12 protein-coding genes are annotated in these 19374 nt (G+C 32.0%); 8 read left to right on the top strand and 4 right to left on the bottom strand.

Going from position 1 to position 19374, the window contains the following annotated elements; translation table 11 throughout:
- Positions 1 to 21: 21 nt before the first annotated feature.
- The 8 genes from ACFPTQ_RS06885 to ACFPTQ_RS06850 all read left to right on the top strand — a co-directional run bounded on the left by ACFPTQ_RS06885 (position 22) and on the right by ACFPTQ_RS06850 (position 11399).
- Positions 22 to 1188 carry a DUF1501 domain-containing protein gene (locus tag ACFPTQ_RS06885; protein WP_379775471.1) on the top strand — a complete coding sequence of 389 codons (1167 nt, stop codon included), beginning with the start codon at positions 22 to 24 and terminating at the stop codon, positions 1186 to 1188.
- A gap of 487 nt (positions 1189 to 1675) precedes the next feature.
- Entirely contained in the window at positions 1676 to 1954 is a 279-nt protein-coding gene (locus tag ACFPTQ_RS06880) for a DUF2805 domain-containing protein (RefSeq protein WP_278035138.1), read from the top strand.
- Positions 1955 to 2045: 91 nt separating this feature from the next.
- Positions 2046 to 3905, top strand: coding sequence for a peptidase M61 (locus ACFPTQ_RS06875; RefSeq protein ID WP_379775468.1), 1860 nt, complete (start codon positions 2046 to 2048; stop codon positions 3903 to 3905).
- An 87-nt stretch (positions 3906 to 3992) separates the two neighbouring features.
- Entirely contained in the window at positions 3993 to 4703 is a 711-nt protein-coding gene (locus ACFPTQ_RS06870) for a DUF4369 domain-containing protein (protein WP_379775465.1), read from the top strand.
- Between the two features lie 151 nt (positions 4704 to 4854).
- Entirely contained in the window at positions 4855 to 8949 is a 4095-nt protein-coding gene (locus ACFPTQ_RS06865; RefSeq protein WP_379775462.1) for a response regulator, read from the top strand.
- Positions 8946 to 9758 (top strand): CheR family methyltransferase, encoded by an 813-nt coding sequence (locus ACFPTQ_RS06860; protein WP_379775459.1) that lies wholly within the window; start codon positions 8946 to 8948, stop codon positions 9756 to 9758. The genes ACFPTQ_RS06865 and ACFPTQ_RS06860 overlap by 4 nt, the downstream gene beginning before the upstream one ends.
- Positions 9755 to 10324 (top strand): chemotaxis protein CheB, encoded by a 570-nt coding sequence (locus tag ACFPTQ_RS06855; protein WP_379775457.1) that lies wholly within the window; start codon positions 9755 to 9757, stop codon positions 10322 to 10324. Before ACFPTQ_RS06860 ends, ACFPTQ_RS06855 begins: the two co-directional genes overlap by 4 nt.
- Positions 10305 to 11399 (top strand): sensor histidine kinase, encoded by a 1095-nt coding sequence (locus tag ACFPTQ_RS06850; RefSeq protein ID WP_379775455.1) that lies wholly within the window; start codon positions 10305 to 10307, stop codon positions 11397 to 11399. Before ACFPTQ_RS06855 ends, ACFPTQ_RS06850 begins: the two co-directional genes overlap by 20 nt.
- Before the next feature lie 44 nt (positions 11400 to 11443).
- Here ACFPTQ_RS06850 and ACFPTQ_RS06845 read toward each other — a convergent pair whose 3' ends face one another.
- The 4 genes from ACFPTQ_RS06845 to gyrB all read right to left on the bottom strand — a co-directional run bounded on the left by ACFPTQ_RS06845 (position 11444) and on the right by gyrB (position 19281).
- Entirely contained in the window at positions 11444 to 12946 is a 1503-nt protein-coding gene (locus ACFPTQ_RS06845; RefSeq protein WP_379775453.1) for a T9SS type B sorting domain-containing protein, read from the bottom strand.
- 172 nt (positions 12947 to 13118) lie between these two features.
- Positions 13119 to 16091 carry a protein translocase subunit SecDF gene (gene secDF / locus ACFPTQ_RS06840; RefSeq protein ID WP_379775451.1) on the bottom strand — a complete coding sequence of 991 codons (2973 nt, stop codon included), beginning with the start codon at positions 16089 to 16091 and terminating at the stop codon, positions 13119 to 13121.
- A 221-nt stretch (positions 16092 to 16312) separates the two neighbouring features.
- Entirely contained in the window at positions 16313 to 17248 is a 936-nt protein-coding gene (gene mdh / locus ACFPTQ_RS06835; RefSeq protein WP_379775449.1) for a malate dehydrogenase, read from the bottom strand.
- A gap of 92 nt (positions 17249 to 17340) precedes the next feature.
- Positions 17341 to 19281, bottom strand: a complete 1941-nt coding sequence (gyrB, locus tag ACFPTQ_RS06830; protein ID WP_379775446.1) for a DNA topoisomerase (ATP-hydrolyzing) subunit B — start codon at positions 19279 to 19281, stop codon at positions 17341 to 17343.
- Positions 19282 to 19374 lie beyond the last annotated feature (93 nt).

The following is a 19374-nucleotide window of genomic DNA, read 5'->3' as shown; positions in this document are numbered from 1 at the left end:
ACCTCCTAAAATAATCGAATTATGAACAGAAGAAATTTTCTATCACTTACAGGAACATTAACAGGAGGAACATTGTTACTTCCTAACTTTTTGTTCTCTTATGGTTCTCAAAAAAATTTAATTATTGGAGAACAATGTTTAGTTTTCGTACAATTAAATGGAGGAAATGATGGTTTAAACACTTTTATTCCTTTTGAAGATCCATTGTATTATGATTTACGCCCAAATATTGCTATTTCCAAAAACGAAGTAATTTCGACTACTAAAGGAATGGGATTTCATCCTTCTTTGAAAGGATTTGCTCAAATGCAACAAAATGGTGATTTATCGGTAATTCAAAACGTAGGATATCCTGAACCTAATCGCTCCCATTTTAGAAGTCAAGAAATTTGGCAAACCGCTACCGACTCTAATCAATACCTTAATGAAGGATGGTTAGGACGTTATCTTGATTTACAATGTGTCACTCACAACCCAACTGCAGGAATTAATATTGACTCAATCGATAATCTTTCTTTAAAAGGAGACAACCCAAATTCAATAACCGTCAAAGATCCAGACCGCTTTAAAATAAAAAACAATAAAGAAGAAACCGATGTTTTATCTTCAAATCCTTCGTTGGATTTTGTTCGAAAAGTAGCCAATTCAGTTTTGGAAGGTTCCGAAGACATTCAAAAAGCACTAAGTAAATCGAGTACCCAAACCAGCTATCCTAAAAATGCTTTAGGGAAAAATTTAGAATGGATTGCGCGTTTAATAAAAGGAAATTTAAATTCAAAAGTATATTACACCTCTCAAAGTGGCTATGATACCCATGACAACCAATTGGCCATCCAAAACAATAAATTCAAGGAATTAGACTCGGCATTATACAGTTTTTACCAAGATTTAAAACAAGCCAATTTATTACAAAATGTAACAATCGTGGTGTTTTCGGAATTTGGAAGAAGAGTTAAAGACAATGGAAATGGAACAGATCACGGAACTGCCGCTCCAATGTTTGTCATTGGTGGACAAAACCGCGGAAAAGTAATAGGCAACAACCCAAATCTAAGCGATTTATCACAAGGAGATTTAAAATACCAAATCGATTTTAGATCCGTTTATGCTAGTCTATTGAAAGAAAAAATGGCTTTTGACTACCAAAAAATCGGGATTAAAAGTCCTCCTTTACAAGGATTGTTTTAACTTTTTTTTGTATTAGAACCACCCGATTGTATTTATTATGGTTTATTCTCTTTTGTACAAAAAAGGTATAATTGGAAAGTGGATATCGTTTTTTATACTTTTTTCAGCCATCATAGTAGTGAATGTGAACAAAAAAAGAGTCATTTTAAAGTAGAAAAAATCAAATCGAAATGAAAACGAGACTATTTTACTATACAAAAACGTAAGAGTACGCTATAAAAGAAAGCGCACACATTTATTTTTTAAATAAAGAATCATACATCGCTATTTTATAGCTCCAAAAATCACAAAAAGCTTATTATTCAAAAGTTTAAACACCAATTATTCAAAAAATCATCTTTCTAAATACTCCATTCTCCTACTAAAAAAATCTCGACAAAAAAAAACATCGAAAATGTGAAGTAATTATTTTTTTTATTAATATTGAAATCTGTTACAAGATCATTTTTAATTTAAAAAAAACCTATTTAGAATAAATTTTCACGTGATGAAAAAGAGTAACCGTAAAGAACTGAGTTTTGAACAAACTGAAAAGCTTGTTACACTAGCCCTAGAGGAAAGAAATCCATTCGAAATTATAAAAAAAGAATTTGGATTGGCTGAAAAAGAAGTTCTGGAAATCATGAAAAAAAAGATGCCTCTAGAAAAATTTGAAATGTGGAAAAAGAAAGCTTCGGCTAGTAAACCTAAACCTAAACCTCTTAAAATTGATGATTTTGATGACGATTTAGATGGAAAATACTATATTAAAAATAAACTAGACTAACGCTACGAAACACTCTCAAGAACGGGTGTTTTTTTTATACCTTTTGCGCTGTTTAAAAACAGAGCTAAACCACTTAATTTCAAAACATTATATGAAAAAATTATTATTAGCATTTGCCTTCACTTCTTTGGTTTGGAGTTGTAAGTCTGTTCAAACTAGCAAAAACACACTAGCCACAATTGAGGCTACCATCAATTTAAATGAAGTAAAAAACGATCAAGTTTTAGTTACTATTAAAGCCCCTAAAATAAAAAGCACTGAAATCAATTATCGAATACCAAAAACAGTTCCTGGAACCTACTCCGAGAGCAATTATGGAAAATACATCGAAGATTTAAAGGCATATGATAAAAAAGGGAATTTATTGTTAGTCAAAAAAACAGATGAAAACACTTGGACAATATCAAATGCTAAATCTTTAAGTAAAATCACCTATTTAGTCAATGACACTTTCGACATTGAAAAAGGAACTAGTTTTGGCAACGAAGATGTATTTTCACCAGCAGGTTCAAATATTATTGCTGGAGAAAATTTCATGATTAACACTCATTGTTTCATAGGTTATTTTGACAATTATCTTTCAAATCCTTACCAATTAAGTATAAATCATCCTAAAACATTATGGGGAGCAACATCATTGACGGACATCGATTCTAGCGATACCAATGATGTGTACACTACATCACGGTATGCCGAACTTGTAGAAAATCCTATCATGTATTCAAAACCTGATTATACTACTTTTACAGTTGATGGGATGGATATTCAAATTTGTGTGTATTCCCCAACAGGAAAATATACTGCCGAAAGCATTACTCCAGAAATGAAAACCATGATGATTGCCCAAAAGAAATTCTTAGGCAAAATCAATTCTACAAAAAAATACAGCGTTCTTTTATACTTATCAAGTCTAAAAGAGGATGATGCACATGGTTTTGGAGCACTAGAACACCCAACGGCTACTACAGTTGTTTTACCCGAAATAATGGATAAAGAAGAATTAGTAAAATCGATGATGGATGTAGTTTCTCATGAATTTTTCCATATAGTTACACCACTTACTATTCATTCGAAAGAAATTCAAGATTTTGATTATAATGCACCCAAAATGTCCGAACATTTATGGATGTACGAAGGTGTGACCGAATATTTTGCTAATCTTTTTCAAATTAACCAAGGTCTAATCTCTGAATCCGATTTTTACAATCGAATTGCAGAAAAAATAGAAGAATCGAAAGCACTCAACGACACAATGCCTTTTACAAAAATGAGTGCTAATGTATTAAAAGAACCTTATAAAGCACAGTATTTAAATGTTTACCAAAAAGGAGCATTAATTGGAATGTGTATCGACATTATTATCAGAGAAAAAAGCAATGGTCAACGTGGAATTCTAGATTTAATGCAAAAATTATCAAATGAATACGGAGTTTCAAAAGCTTTTAATGATGAAGAACTTTTTGGCAAAATAACAGAACTAACTTATCCTGAAGTGGGTGACTTTCTTAAAACGTATGTTGCTGGTCCTACCCCTATTCCATATGATCTGTTTTTGGGTAAAGTTGGTGTTGGAAAATCTAAAACACAGCAAGCAGCTGCCGTTTTTCTAAAAGATAATAACACACCATACATTAATGTAAACCCTACATCAAAAGAAATTTTTGTAGCTCCAAATATGCAATTAAATATTTTCTTTGATCATCTAGGGCTAAAAGGAAATGACCTACTTTTAAGCATTAACGATAAAAACTACAATCTAGACAACATCTATGATTTAATCAGTCAAAGTACTAAATGGAAAGAAAATGAAGCCATTACAATAAAAATAAAACGTAATGGTAAAGAAGAAACCATAAAAGGAATAGTAAAATTACCTATGATTGAAAAAGAAACTTTGAAAGTTTTTGATGAATCTAAAAAACAATTAAAAGAAGCTTGGTTAAAAGGTTAATATTTTTTTAAACCTATTAAAACAGAATTGTATCAACTATTCGGTTTCTCAACTATTTTCTTTACTTTGCACAAAATATTTTAACTAATGAAAAAATCAATTCTTGCATTCGTTGCTTTACTAGCAATAGCGGCATGTGACAAAAAAGAACCAAAAGGAAATTTACACATTACAGGAAATGTAAAAGGACTAAAAGACGGGACTTTATACATTCAAAAATTTGTTGACACTTCACTAATTGCAATTGACACTATAAAAATTGAAGGTGATTCAAAATTTGAAAGTTATTTAGATTTAAAATCTCCAGAAATGCTTTATTTATTTGTGGATAGAGGTGTTTCTAATTCATTAGACAACAACCTCATGTTTTTTGCCGAACCAGGCAAAATGACCTTAGAAACTAATCTGGATGCATTTCTCTCTGATGCAAAAATTACAGGTTCTAAAAACCACGAATTATATGAAGAGTATAAAAAAACAACTGAAAGATATAAAGATCAAAATTTAAGTCTTATTGAACAAAAATTTAAAGCAATTAAACGCAAAGACACTAAAGCAGTAGATAGTCTTAGTCAATTGCAGGAATTAAACATGAAACGCAAGTACCTATTTGCTGTTAACTATGCGATGAACAATAAAGACCATGAAATTGCTCCCTATATTGCCTTAGCAGAAGTTTACGATATCAACGTAAAATTTTTAGACACCATAGCAAAATCGATGAGTCCGAAAATAAAGGAATCCATGTATGGAAAAAAATTAACACAATACATTAAAAACATAAAAGCTAACAACTAAATCTTAGCATAAAATCAAAAAAAAGCATTTCATCACAAGTTGAAATGCTTTTTTTGTAATATTCAAACATAATCTTACTATCTTTTTGTAATTTGTTGTCGTAAAAACAAAAACCCAAATTTACCTATAAAAACTACAATTATCATCAAACATGTGGAAACATTTATCCTTTAAAACACAACTAATAACAATTCTACTTATCCCTATTGTAGGACTTATTTACTTTACCATAATCGATATTACTAAAACCTACGAGAAATTTGAAAGAATTGAAAATAGCAGTCGTAGTATTGAAGAAATAATTGCTTTTTCTGAAGGGCTAACTTTAATTAATAACGAAAGAACTTGGACTGAATATTCAAAGTTTAACGATACGAAAACAACAGAACTTAAACAAAAGATGAACGAAACATTAGAATGGTTTTCTAATCATAATTCTAAAGATTCTATCATTGAAAGTAATATTGAAAAAGCAAAAGAAATCATTCACAGCATTCATTATGAAACAAATAAACAAACAAATTCATCTGCAGATAATTTTGATAAGTACCTTACTTTAAATCACATCTTCAATAATTTGATTGAACGTGAAATAATTAATTGCAACAACGCATTATTAGCCAAACAAGCCAACATTTTTAAAGCATATGTTGACTCTAAACGCTCTGCTAATTTAATTCGAGGAATTGTTTTAGATAAATTAATAGATGATTCAATTCATAATGATTTATATGGTTATTATGCCAACTTAAGAAACACCAATGACAATTCAACTTTTAAGTTAGAAAATTATAATGATGACCATATTAATGACGCTATTCTTAAATACAAGAAATCAACTGAATACTTGTCCTTCTTAAATAATTCCGAATCAATACTTAAAGGAACTTTAAAAACAACTCCTGAAGAATGGTGGCAGCAAGCCGAAAAAGTAAACAATCAATTGAATGACTTTAAAATAAAAAAATTCAATGAAATTAAAGTATTGGTAAAAAATGAAAAAAAACAAACTGTCAATGCTAGTATCGCAGCAATCATTTTACTTGTACTTTTATTAATTAGCACTGCTATTTCGGTATTTAAACTAATTACAAACACCTCTAATTCTTTAAAATTAATAGCTTTTAAAATTGAAAAAATAGCCTTAGGCTACAGTGAATTTGAACACAAATTATCGGGGAATTTCGAATTGAATTCGATAAGAGAATCAGTAAGAAAACTAACCGAAGCCATTAAAGAACAAATTCATTTAGCAACAGAAATAAGCGCTGGTCAATTTGGAAATACCATCAAAGTAAGAAGTGCTGCTGATAGTTTAAATCAATCGCTAAATACCATGTCTACTAAACTCAAGCAATTTAATGATGAAGCTATTGAAAATAGTCTTTTAGAGAAAAACATTATTGATGTAAATAAAACCATTATTAGTTCAAAAAATATTAATGATTTTGGCTCTAACCTAAGTAAAGTTTTAAGCCAACAAACTAATGGATGTCAAGCAACATTTTACATCAAGAATTATAGAGAAAACAATGATACATTAATCAAAATTGGCAGTTATGCTGATAATGATAAGAGTCCAACTAAAATTGCTCTTGGTGAAGGCTTAATAGGCGAAGTTGCAAAATACAATGAACAAAAATGTTTGAATAACCTATCAAAAGAATACTCTTATGTTTCTTCTTCATTAGGTAAATCAGCCATTTATAATATTTTAATCACTCCTATTTTATATAAAAGTGAAGTAATTGGTGTTATCGAAATTGGCTCTTTAGAGAACTTTAAAGAGTTTGACCAAAAATTATTAGGTACACTAAAGGAATCTCTAGGAAATGCAATCGCCGTTTTCATTAGAAATGAAGAACTGAAAATTTCTATGGAAGAGATAAACAAAAAAAATAACATCTTGCAAGTTCAAGAAGAAGAATTAAGACAAAACAACGACGAACTTAACAAACATACTTTATTACTTCAACAATCAGAAGAAGAACTAAAAAAACAAGCTGCCGAGTTAGAACAAACCAATGCGTATTTAGAAGAAAAAAGTCGAGAACTCGAAACTAAAAATCACGAAATAGAGAGAAAAAATAACGACCTTATTATCGCTCAAGAAGAATTAAACGTAAAAACAGAAGAAATTGCTCAAGCTAGTAAATACAAATCTGAATTTCTTGCTAATATGTCGCATGAATTAAGAACACCTTTAAACAGTATCTTAATTTTATCTGATATATTAAAAGATAACCCCTCAGGCAACTTAACTACCGCACAATTAGAAAACTTATCTGTAATTAACACCTCTGGCAAAGACCTACTCAATCTTATCACTGATATCTTAGATATATCAAAAATTGAAGCTGGTAAAGTAGAAGTTTATCCTGAAAATACTGTTTCGGAACGAATATTTTCGGATATGGATGGTCTTTTTAGAGCACAAATGGACAAAAAGGAAATCCATTTTGAAACCAAAATAACCGATGATTGCCCTAGAGAATTATTTACAGATATTGGTAAAATTGAACAAATACTTAAAAATTTCCTATCGAATGCTTTAAAATTCACTCCAAATGGTGGAACCGTATCGATGACATTTGATGCAGCCAAAGATCATAGCGATTTTAACAATCCTAAACTCTTTGCATTAGATAAGAGCGAAATATTATGCATCAAAATTAAAGATACCGGTATTGGGATTTCTGAAGAAAATAAGAAAAAGCTATTTCAAAGTTTCCAACAAGCTGATAGTTCTACCAGCAGAAAATATGGTGGTACAGGATTAGGATTGTACATTTCAAAACAATTAGCCCAACTTCTGGATGGAGAAGTATTTTTTGATAGCCAATTAAACCACGGAAGTACTTTTGGTGTTTTGATCCCTGTACAATACAAAACGGAACAAGAAAATTCTAATACATATTCAACGGAAGAAGTAGTTTCTCCAATTCAAACAACAAGAACCCATTCAGCCGTAAAAGAAGAACAACGTATTGAGTCGGAATACCCAAAGGCAAACGAAGAATTAATTGATTTAGCTGCAAACATAAATGATGATAGAAATCTAGCTGATATTGATGATAAAACCGTCTTAATTATTGAAGACGACCCATCATTCGCTGAGGTATTGCTGCAGGTAGCACACAATAATGGTTTTAAAGCGATTATTGCGCATCAAGGAGAAACTGGTTTTCAATATGCCAAAAAATACAATCCAAAAGCGATTATTTTAGACATGAAACTACCAGGTATCGATGGATGGACAGTATTAAAATGGCTGAAAGAAGATGCCGAATTAAAACACATCCCTGTTCATGTTATGTCAGGAATGAAAAGAGAAAAATTAGCCAAAGAAATGGGCGCATTTGACTTTTTAGTAAAACCAATTACTCCTGAGAAACTTAAAAATGCTTTCCAATCCATAGACGAGGAAATCAATAAAGTATTTAAAAAAGTATTGATTTTGGAAGATGATGAAAAATTAAATTATTCCATCAAACAATTGCTACATGCAAACGACAAAAATACCATTTGCTTACAGGCTTATTCTCGATCTGAAGCCGAAAACATACTAAGCAATGTCGATATTGACTGTGCCATTATTGATTTAGGATTACCGGATTCTGATAATGTCAAAGCTATTTCTGAATTAAAAAATATTTCCAAAAACAAAAAGATTAAAATTATTATCAATACAGGCAAAAGCTTAACTGATAATGAGCAATTAGAACTAGAGAAAAATGCTGATAGTATTGTTATTAAAACAGACAACGTTACAGAACGCTTGAAAGACGAAATTCTATTATTCTTAAACAAAGTGGAAACTTCAGAAAACAAAGCTTACGAAACAGCTCCTAACCTAGCTGGAGGCGAAATTCTGAAAGACAAAAATATTTTAATTGTTGACGACGATATTCGAAATATCTATGCGTTATCGGCTGCATTAACCAGTAAAGGGGCTGTAATAACTACGGCTTTTAATGGAATCGAAGCCTTAAACGCCTTAGAAGAAAATCAAAGTTTTGATATTGTTTTGATGGATATTATGATGCCTGAAATGGACGGATTTGAAGCCACAAAAAAAATAAGAGAAAATCCAAAATGGAAAAATCTACCTATAATTGCTTTAACCGCAAAGGCAATGAAGGGTGATCGTGATGAGATATTAAATGCAGGAGCTTCGGATTATCAATCAAAACCTATTGATATTCAAAAACTAATTTCATTAATCAGCATTTGGATTTATAAATGATTACTTTGAATGAACTCGATGAGTTGCTTTTTACGATAAAGATGCAATTCGACTATGATTTTAGTGATTATTCCAAAGCATCTATGCTCAGGAGAGTGAATCGTTTTATGGAAATCAACAAAATGACAAACACGGTCGATTTGAAATTTGAACTAATCAATAATCCTATCATTTTTCAAAATTTCATTAATGAAATAGTGGTTAATGTGAGTGATTTTTTCAGAGACCCTAGTTTCTTTAAAGCCTTACAACAAAAAGTTTTTCCTTATTTAAATAGTTATCCTAAAATAACTATTTGGAGTGCTGGTTGTTCCTTTGGAGAAGAAGCGTATTCGTTAAATATTCTTTTAAAAGAAAACAAACTCTTCGATAAAACGAGAATCTATGGAACAGATATTAGTAGCAATGCCATAGAACGTTCTCGAAAAGGAATATATGACAACAGTAATTTCAAAGATTATGTCAAAAATTATTTTGATTGTGGAGGAAAAGAAACTTTAAACGATTATTTTGTTACAGACGAAAAACACTCTATGATTAATTCCGAATTAAAACAAAACATTTTGTTTTCAAATCATAATTTGGTAGCAGATAGTGTTTTCAAAGAATGCCAATTAATTCTTTGTAGAAATGTTTTAATCTATTTCAATAATGATTTACAAAATAAGGCCTTAAAGCTATTTTATGATAGTTTACCCATTTATGGATTTTTGGCTATTGGAAAAAAAGAATCATTACGTTTTAGTTCGGTGTACGAAAATTTCAAAGAAATTGACCGTGAGGAAAAAATATATCAAAAAATAAAATGAAACCTAACGTTATCTTAATTGGTGGTTCTGCAGGAGCTTTTAATGTTATTTTGTCTATTTTACAACAATTAGACAAAAGCATTGATACGCCTATTGTTGTCATTCTACACCGATTAAAAAACACCGTTTCCTCCTTTGAAACCATTTTACAACAACACACTCATTATCAAGTAAAAGAAATCGAAGATAAAGACGAATTAAAAAAAGGATTCCTATATACGGCACCAGCAAATTACCATGTACTAATTGAGGACAATTTAACGTTTTCATTAGACGTTTCCGAACTAATTAATTTTAGTCGCCCATCAATAGACGTAACATTTGAGTCATTTGCATTGGCATTTCAAGATAAATGCTTAGGGATTTTGTTATCTGGTTCGAATGAAGATGGAGCAAAAGGATTAAAAACAATTGCCGAAAACAATGGAACGACTATAATACAAGATTGCAAAGAAGCCGAATTTGAAAAAATGCCAAATGCTGCGAAAGTCATTTACAACAAACATATTGAATTAAATACCACAAACATTTCAAATAAAATTAATAATGAATACTGTAAAACATAAATTATTACTAATAGATGATAAACCCGCAAATTTAATTGCACTTAAAAGCATATTAGAAAAACCCAACAGAGAAATTATTACCTGTAATTCAGGAAATGAAGGTTTGCAAATTTTATTAAAAGAGAAAATTTCACTCATTTTGGTCGATGTTCAAATGCCCGAAATGGATGGATACGAATTTGTAGAAATCACTAAACAACACCCTAAAACAGCTAATATCCCAACCTTATTTGTAACAGCAATAAGCAATGAAGACAAATATATCAATAAAGCATACGAACTAGGAGCTATCGATTTCTTATTCAAACCTTTAAATACTGAAATAACAAGGAAAAAAGTTGATTCTTTCTTAAAAATATGGGATTACGAACAAGAATTACAAAAATTAAATGAGCAATTAGTTACCAAAAATGGTGAGTTGGAACAATTTGCAAATATTATTGCTCATGATTTAAAATCACCATTAAATAATATTAAATCATTAATTGAATTTATTGAGGACGAACACATATTAGAGATAAATGATCATGCCAATGAATTATTTGACATGGTTAAAACATCAGCAGCTGCTATGTCTAAATTAATTGATGACTTATTACATTATTCTAAAAATGTTGAAAATAATGAAGGTAAAGAAGCGATAAACATTCTGAATGAAGTTAATACTGTAATTAAGTTAATCAATCCAAATAATAACATTAAAATTAACAAAATTGACTTAAATCATACAATCAGTTTTCAGTCGGTTGCATTTAAACAAATCATACAAAATTTATTGTCCAATGCCATTAAATACAACGATAAAGACATTACAGAAATTACCATATCCTACAACAAAGAGCTGCAACAACTAGCAATTAAAGATAATGGTCCAGGAATTCCCGAAAATCAAGCTGAAAAAATATTCCAAATGTTTTACACTTTAGGACAAAAATCAAGAGGAGAATCAGGAACAGGAATGGGATTAAATCTGGTTAGAAAACTAGCCGAAAGAAATGATGTAAAAGTTTTTTACAATACCAATTACAAAGAGGGTTCTGAATTTATAATAGGTGAAATTAAAACTGGAATTTAACACAAAAAAATTGAGAAATTACTTTTAAGAATTCCTCAATTTTTTTATCTCTTTAAAGCAAAATGGGATTTAAATTCCTTAACCACATCATTTTCAATATAATGAATAACAAACCAGTAATCATCAGCAGGTAAAAAATGTCCATTATAGGTTCCATTCCATCCTGCTCCATTAGGACTGATTTGTTTTAAAAACTTTCCATATCGATCAAAAATTCGAATATAAGCATAGGGTTGCGAACTTAACTCAGGTACATTCCAATAATCATTATATCCGTCATTATTTGGAGTAAAATATTTAGGGAAATTAATCACCACTATATCTGATTTGGTTATAGGTTCACTACATCCTGTTTGATCCACTACAGTTACTGAGTGTGTCCCTGAAGCTACATATTCAAATACATTACTAGATTGTAAAGGACCTTCATCCAATTGATAAAGATAATCGCCACCAGCCGCTGTCGCCGAAATAGTGATTATTTGGTTTTCAGCAAAAGCCTCTGTAACCGTCCAGCTAAAATCAGTCAAAGTATTCGATGGAATTACAGTAACTGAAATAGTTTGAGGTGTAGCACATTGTCCAGAATCGGGAGTAAATGTATAATCAGCTGAATTTAAATTATCAACAACTGATTCATCCCAACTTCCAGTAACTCCATTTGGTGATGTTGAATCTAAATTTGCCACTGGGCTACCGGAACATATTGTAAAATCTTCAAAGCCGGGACTATCTGGATTTACCTCTATGGTCATTGTTGTTTTATTGGCACACTCATTAGCATTTGGACTAAACTCATAAGTAGTGGTCATTGTATTGTCAATAACAGAAGGAGACCATGTACCTTCAATTCCTTCTAAAGAAGAAGTTGGTAATGCAGGAGGAACTTCACCTTCACAAATAGGATCTATTTGATTGAAAGTAGGGGTTGAAAAAGTTTGACATGGCACTGTACAAGTCATATCAGAACGATCACATGGATAAGTCGTATGCCATACCGTTAATGTTACTGATTGACCTTGTGTTAAACCATCTACTTGCAAATGAGTTCCATCATTTTTAGTACCAAATACTGGACTTCCTCCATCAATTGTATAACTATAAGTATATTGATTAGGAACACCTGGAGTATTAGTCCAATCAAAAAAAACAGCATTATAAATATTACTAGGAGCAGCAATTTGCGTACGATCACATCTAAGTAAAAGAATTTTACTTCCATTATTAGCAACCGTATTAACATCAATTCGAGCACGATTTCCTTCAACTCCGGCTATTGTTTGACTCACATAATAAGACATTGTCCCCACAACCGCTGTAGAAGGGTTTGGAGCTACAGAAGAAGAAGTACCTCCAGTCGCTGAAGTACCATACCAATTTAATGTTCCACCTGGAGAAGCTGTTGCAGTCAAAGGAATTGAAACACTGTTTTGGCAATAATAAATTGGCGAAGTAACTGTAGGCGTAGGTGTTTGAGCTGACAAACTCGAAGAAAACAACAAATCAACGAGACAGACAAAGACAAATAAAAGTATATTCTTTTTCATTCTTCCAATATTTAAATAGTTGAGATTTGGGGAAATCCTATTATGAAGTAAATATATTAAAAAAGCAGGGGTTAAAAAAAGAATCAAAACATAAACTACATTTTGCAATTAAAATTAGAACAAAAAAAAGCCCCAACAAAAGTTAGGGCTATTTATGCAGAATAAAATTGTTTTAAACAGCTTTGTGTTGTTCTTCAATTTGTTTTTTATCTTCAACTGAAATCGAATCAACTAATACTGGTGTTGCAATAAATAAAGAAGAATACGTTCCTACAATAATACCAACTAACATTGCAAAAATAAATCCTCTAATTGATTCTCCACCAAAAATAAACATCGTTAATAAAACAAGTATCATCATCAATGAAGTATTCAATGTTCTAGATAAAGTAGTATTAATAGAAGCATTAACGATTTCTACAAATGATCCTTTACGGTTACCAATAATAAATTCTCTTATTCTATCAAATACAATTACTGTATCATTCATCGAATAACCAATAACCGTCAGGATAGCTGCGATAAAATGTTGGTCCATTTCCATGTGGAAAGGCATGAATTTATAACATAAAGAGTAGATTCCTAATACAAAGATTACGTCATGAGCAACAGCTGCAACAGCACCTAATGAATACTGCCATTTACGGAATGAAATCATCAAGTATAAGAAAATAACAGCCATAGCACCTAAAACCGCCCAATAAGAGTTTGTTTTAATATCTTCAGAGATAGAAGCACCTACTTTAGATGCTTGTAGTACACCTATTTTTTTTCCATCAAAAGTATTAGTGAATTTATCATAAGATACATTAGTGTAATATTTAGATAATGCCTTGTATAATTTTTGATTCACTTCCTCGTCAACAGCAACACCGTCTTCTTTAATTTTATACTTAGTAGTAATTTTTAATTGATCAGCATCTCCTAAAACTTTAGCTTCAACTGGCGTACCAAATGCAGCTGATAATTCTTCAGAAACAACTACCGCGTCTACAGGCTTTTCAAATTTAACTTGGAATGTTCTACCTCCAACAAAATCAACACCTTCATCTAATCCATTAACGAAGAAAATAGAAATCAAACTAACAATCACCACAATAGATGAGAATACATAGGTAATCTTTTTGATTTTGATAAAATCGTAGTGGAAGTTAGTAAACCAATTTTTAGTAATATTAGTTGAAAATGTCAAACTAGCTTTTCCTAAAATATTTCTATCAATAAAAATTCTTGCAATAAAAATTGAGGTAAACAATGAAGTTACGATACCAATAAGTAATGTCAAAGCAAAACCTTTAATAGGTCCAGTTCCAAAAATAAACAAGATAGCCCCAGTTAAAACGTGAGTCACGTTAGCATCAATGATTGAACGCATCGCTCCATGCCATCCGTAAGACGAAATTACAGCATCTGATAAAGATTTACCTTCACGCAATTCCTCTTTTGCTCTTTCATAAATAATGATATTCGCATCAACCGCTGTACCCAATGTTAATACGATACCCGCAATACCTGGTAATGTTAAAACAAAACCAAAACTTGCCATAATTCCGAATAAGAAAAGTAAGTTTAATATTAACGCTAAGTTAGCATACCAACCTGCTTTACCATAATAGAATACCATCCATAAACATACAAGAACTAATCCTACAATAGAAGAAATCATACCTGCATCAATAGAAGCCTGTCCCAAAGATGGTCCAACTACTGTAGATTGTATAATATCAGCAGAAGCTGGTAATTTACCTGCGTTTAATACGTTAGCTAAATCTTTAGTTTCTGTAATATCAAATGATCCAGTAATTTCAGATCTACCACCTGCAATTGGCCCACTAGTAACACCTGGAGCCGAATAAACTACATTATCCAAGACAATTGCTATATAACTCTTTTGAGTAAAAGCTCTTCCTGTTAATTCCTCCCATACTTTAGCACCTTGTGGACTCATTTGCATAGAAACAGCAGGTTTACCCATTTGGTCAAAAGTATCATTTGCATCCGTTACAAGACCTCCGTTCATCGCTGGAACATTGTCTCTGTTACCTTTTAAAGCATATAATTCTACAGCTTCAATTTGTTTGCCATCTTTGTCAGTTAAATTTGTTGGTTTACTCCAAACAAATTTTGCATAACGTTGGTCAGCAGCTAATAAATTTCTAATTTCTGGTCTTTTGAAATAAGCATTGATTACCGCTGTATCTTTTGGTGCAAATAAACCTAATACTGGTCCACCACCTTGACCAATCATCTTGTCTAATAAAGGATTATTTCCTTTTTTAGCAGTAGCTGTATCTTTTGCATCCGTTAATAAAGCGCTTAATGAATCTTTAACGACTGGTTTAGCTTCTTTTTTAGTAACCTCTGTTTTTTTCAAAGTTTCATTGGCAGCCATCAAGAAGTTACCAACTTCTTCTATCTTATAAGTTTCCCAGAACTCTAATTGTGCTTTTCCACCCAATAATTTTTTAATTCTATCCACATCTTTAGCACCTGGAAGCTCTACTAAGATTCTTCCTGATTCTCCTAATTTTTGGATATTTGGCTGAGTTACTCCAAATTTATCAATACGCTCTCTTAATACTTTGTAAGCACTTTCGATAGATTCACCAACTTTTCTTTTGATTACTTTTTGAACCTGAGCATCGGTCATTTGAAAATCAACACCACCTTCACCCTGCATACTTCTGTTTGCAAAAATATCTGGAGAAGCTAATTTTACTGTTCCTTTTGAATTCGCTTCAAAAGCTTCAAAAAACTTATCTAAGTAATTTTTATTTCCTTCTAAATTAGCAGTTGCATCTGCCAATGACTTATTAAAAACTGGATTTTTAGAATTATTAGCTAATCCTTTCAATACATCTTTTATAGAAATTTGAAGAATTACATTGATTCCCCCTTCTAAGTCCAGACCTTTATTTAATTGTTTGTTTTTTACCTCATCATATGTAAATTCAGTAAAGCCTAGATTCAACACAGGAACTTTACCTATAGAATCTAAATATTTTAGCTCTTTATCAGGATTATCCCCTGCGAAAGCTTTAGCTTCACTCTTAACGCCATTAGCAACGAAAGTGAACGTGAGTTGGTAAATACTTACCAATGCAAATAGAATTGCGAAAAATTTAATAAGTCCTTTATTCTGCATTATTACTAAAAATTAATTATTTTAAATTTATTTTTTCATCAAGCCTTAATAACCAACACTTTAGCTATTACTATTTTTCCAAATTGAACAAAAATGGCTATAAATCTTTTTTTAAACCGAGCAAATATATAATTCTGGTTAAGATTAACCAATTTATTTATTAATTAATCTCAAAAAAAAGACTGCAAAATTGCAGTCTTCACTCTATTATGTGAAATTTGTTAAGCCAAAATACCTTTTAAAGCATCATTCATAGCTCGAACTGCATCAGCACTCTTCGCAAATAAAGCTTTTTCATTATCATCTAATTGAATATCGATAATCTCTTCAACTCCATTTTTACCGATGATACATGGCACTCCAATACAAATATCATTTTGACCGTATTCGCCCTCAACATAAACAGAACAAGCAATCATTCTTTTTTGATCATTCAAAATACTGTCTACCAAAAACGCTACAGAAGCTCCCGGTGCATACCAAGCTGATGTCCCCAAAAGCCCTGTAAGGGTCGCTCCTCCTACCATGGTATCTGCAGCCACTTTTTGCAATACCTCTTTTGACAAAAACTGACTAACAGGTATTCCGTTATAAGCAGCCAAACGTGTTAAAGGAATCATCGTTGTATCACCATGACCACCTATTACCATTCCTGAAATATCATTAGCTGGTTTATCAAAAGCAAGAGAGAGATAAGTTCTAAATCGAGAACTATCTAAAATACCTCCCATACCTATTATCCTGTTTTTAGGAAGACCTGTTGACTTTAATGCTAAATAGGTCATTGTATCCATTGGATTTGAAACCATTACAATAATAGTCTCTGGAGAATAGGTTAAAATATTTTCCACAACCGATTTAACAATGCCTGCATTAATACCTATCAACTCTTCACGAGTCATTCCTGGTTTTCTAGGAATTCCAGAAGTTACAACCACCACATCACTGTTTGCGGTTTTTGAATAATCATTAGTAACTCCTATTACACGAGTATTGAACCCGGTATCTGTAGCACATTGCATGATATCTAGAGCCTTACCTTCGGCAAAACCTTCTTTGATATCCAACAAAACTACTTCACTAGCAATTCCACGATAAGATATAACGTCTGCACAGGTTGCGCCAACATTTCCTGCTCCTACAATAGTAACTTTCATATTAAAACGTTTATTCGGTTAAGTAAAAAAATTGGTTAACTCTCGCTAATCTACAATTTATTACTCAAAATAACCACCGAAAAAACTATTTTTTATGCATCAATATTAGCATAAACCGCATTTTTCTCGATAAATTCCCTACGTGGCGGTACTTCATCCCCCATTAACATAGAAAACACACGATCAGCTTCTGCTAAACTCTCAATAGTTACCTGACGTAACGTTCTGAAATTTGGATCCATTGTAGTTTCCCACAACTGCTCAGCATTCATCTCTCCAAGACCTTTATAACGTTGGATATTAGCACTTCCTCCCATTCTTTCATTTGCCTGATCACGTTGAACATCGTTCCAAGCATACTCTTTCTTATTTCCTTTTTTAACCAAGTATAAAGGCGGAGCAGCAATATAAACATGCCCTTCTTCGATCAATTCTTTCATAAAACGGAAGAAGAATGTCAAAATCAATGTAGAAATGTGACTACCATCGACATCGGCATCACACATGATGATTACTTTATGGTAACGCAATTTTGAAATATTCAAAGCTTTACTATCTTCTTCTGTTCCAATAGTAACCCCTAAAGCAGTAAAGATGTTTCTAATCTCTTCGTTTTCGAAAACTTTGTGGTGCATTGCTTTTTCAACGTTCAAAATCTTACCTCGTAATGGTAAAATCGCTTGAAAATTACGGTCACGACCTTGTTTAGCCGTTCCACCCGCAGAATCTCCCTCGACAAGATACACCTCACATTTTGCAGGATCCTGCTCAGAACAATCGGATAATTTACCTGGCAATCCACCGCCACCCATCACGGTTTTACGTTGTACCATTTCACGCGCTTTTTTAGCTGCGTGACGCGCCTGAGCTGCCAAAATTACTTTTTGAACGATGATTTTAGCGTCATTTGGATTTTCTTCCAAATACGTCTCTACCATCTCACTTACTGCCTGACTCACAGGAGAAACAACCTCTCTGTTACCTAATTTGGTTTTTGTTTGTCCTTCGAATTGAGGCTCAGAAACTTTAACCGAAATAATAGCCGTTAAACCTTCACGGAAATCATCTCCAGAAATATCAAATTTTAATTTATCCAACATTCCAGAAGCATCGGCATATTTCTTCAAAGAACGAGTTAATCCCATTCTGAATCCCTGCAAATGCGTTCCTCCCTCGTGTGTATTAATATTATTTACGTAAGAAAAAATATTCTCAGAGTAACTCGTATTATAAATTAAAGCTACCTCAACCGGAATCTCGGCTTTTTGATTATCCATAGAAATAACGTGACCAATAATAGGCTCACGGTTTCCATCTAAATAACGAATATATTCTTTCAAACCTTCCTGAGAATGAAATACTTCCCCAAGAGGATTTCCGTCTTTATCTAATTCTCTTTTATCACAAAAATTGATTGTAATTCCTTTGTTCAAGTAAGCCAACTCACGCATACGAGCCGACAAAGTATCATACGAATACTCCGTAGTTTGTGTAAAAATGGTTGGATCTGGATAGAAAGTTACAATTGTCCCTCTCTTAGAAGTATCTCCAATTTGTTTTACCGGATACAAAGCTTTACCTCTCTCATATTCTTGTTGGTAAATTTTACCATCACTACTATGAACCGTAGCTGTTAAGTGAGTAGACAAAGCATTCACACAAGATACCCCTACCCCGTGTAAACCTCCGGAAACTTTATAGGAATCTTTATCAAATTTACCTCCAGCACCAATTTTAGTCATTACAACCTCCAATGCCGAAACACCTTCTTTTTTGTGAATTCCAACAGGAATACCACGTCCATTATCTTCTACTGTAATAGAACCATCTTCATTAATAGCAACACTGATGGTATCACAGTGACCACCCATTGCCTCATCAATAGAGTTATCAACAACTTCATATACTAAATGATGAAGTCCACGAACTCCAACATCACCTATATACATGGAAGGACGCATCCTTACGTGCTCCATTCCTTCTAATGCCTGAATACTATCTGCCGAATAATTGTTCTTGATTTCTTCGCTCATATGTTCTATTCTAAATGTAATTTTGTATAACACGCAAATATATAAAAACGCAATTTATATAGCGTTAAAATTACCCTTATATAGTCTTAAGTT

This window comes from Flavobacterium sp. GCM10022190 (genome assembly GCF_042656445.1).
In the GTDB taxonomy this organism is placed as follows: Bacteria; Bacteroidota; Bacteroidia; order Flavobacteriales; family Flavobacteriaceae; genus Flavobacterium; species Flavobacterium nitratireducens.
This window is presented reverse-complemented; position numbering and strand designations above follow the sequence as displayed.

Coding starts and splice junctions, on each gene's coding strand:
- ACFPTQ_RS06885 (WP_379775471.1), top strand. CDS start 22: ATGAACAGAAGAAATTTTCTATCACTTACAGGAACATTAACAGGAGGA.
- ACFPTQ_RS06880 (WP_278035138.1), top strand. CDS start 1,676: ATGAAAAAGAGTAACCGTAAAGAACTGAGTTTTGAACAAACTGAAAAG.
- ACFPTQ_RS06875 (WP_379775468.1), top strand. CDS start 2,046: ATGAAAAAATTATTATTAGCATTTGCCTTCACTTCTTTGGTTTGGAGT.
- ACFPTQ_RS06870 (WP_379775465.1), top strand. CDS start 3,993: ATGAAAAAATCAATTCTTGCATTCGTTGCTTTACTAGCAATAGCGGCA.
- ACFPTQ_RS06865 (WP_379775462.1), top strand. CDS start 4,855: ATGTGGAAACATTTATCCTTTAAAACACAACTAATAACAATTCTACTT.
- ACFPTQ_RS06860 (WP_379775459.1), top strand. CDS start 8,946: ATGATTACTTTGAATGAACTCGATGAGTTGCTTTTTACGATAAAGATG.
- ACFPTQ_RS06855 (WP_379775457.1), top strand. CDS start 9,755: ATGAAACCTAACGTTATCTTAATTGGTGGTTCTGCAGGAGCTTTTAAT.
- ACFPTQ_RS06850 (WP_379775455.1), top strand. CDS start 10,305: ATGAATACTGTAAAACATAAATTATTACTAATAGATGATAAACCCGCA.
- ACFPTQ_RS06845 (WP_379775453.1), bottom strand. CDS start 12,946: ATGAAAAAGAATATACTTTTATTTGTCTTTGTCTGTCTCGTTGATTTG.
- secDF (WP_379775451.1), bottom strand. CDS start 16,091: ATGCAGAATAAAGGACTTATTAAATTTTTCGCAATTCTATTTGCATTG.
- mdh (WP_379775449.1), bottom strand. CDS start 17,248: ATGAAAGTTACTATTGTAGGAGCAGGAAATGTTGGCGCAACCTGTGCA.
- gyrB (WP_379775446.1), bottom strand. CDS start 19,281: ATGAGCGAAGAAATCAAGAACAATTATTCGGCAGATAGTATTCAGGCA.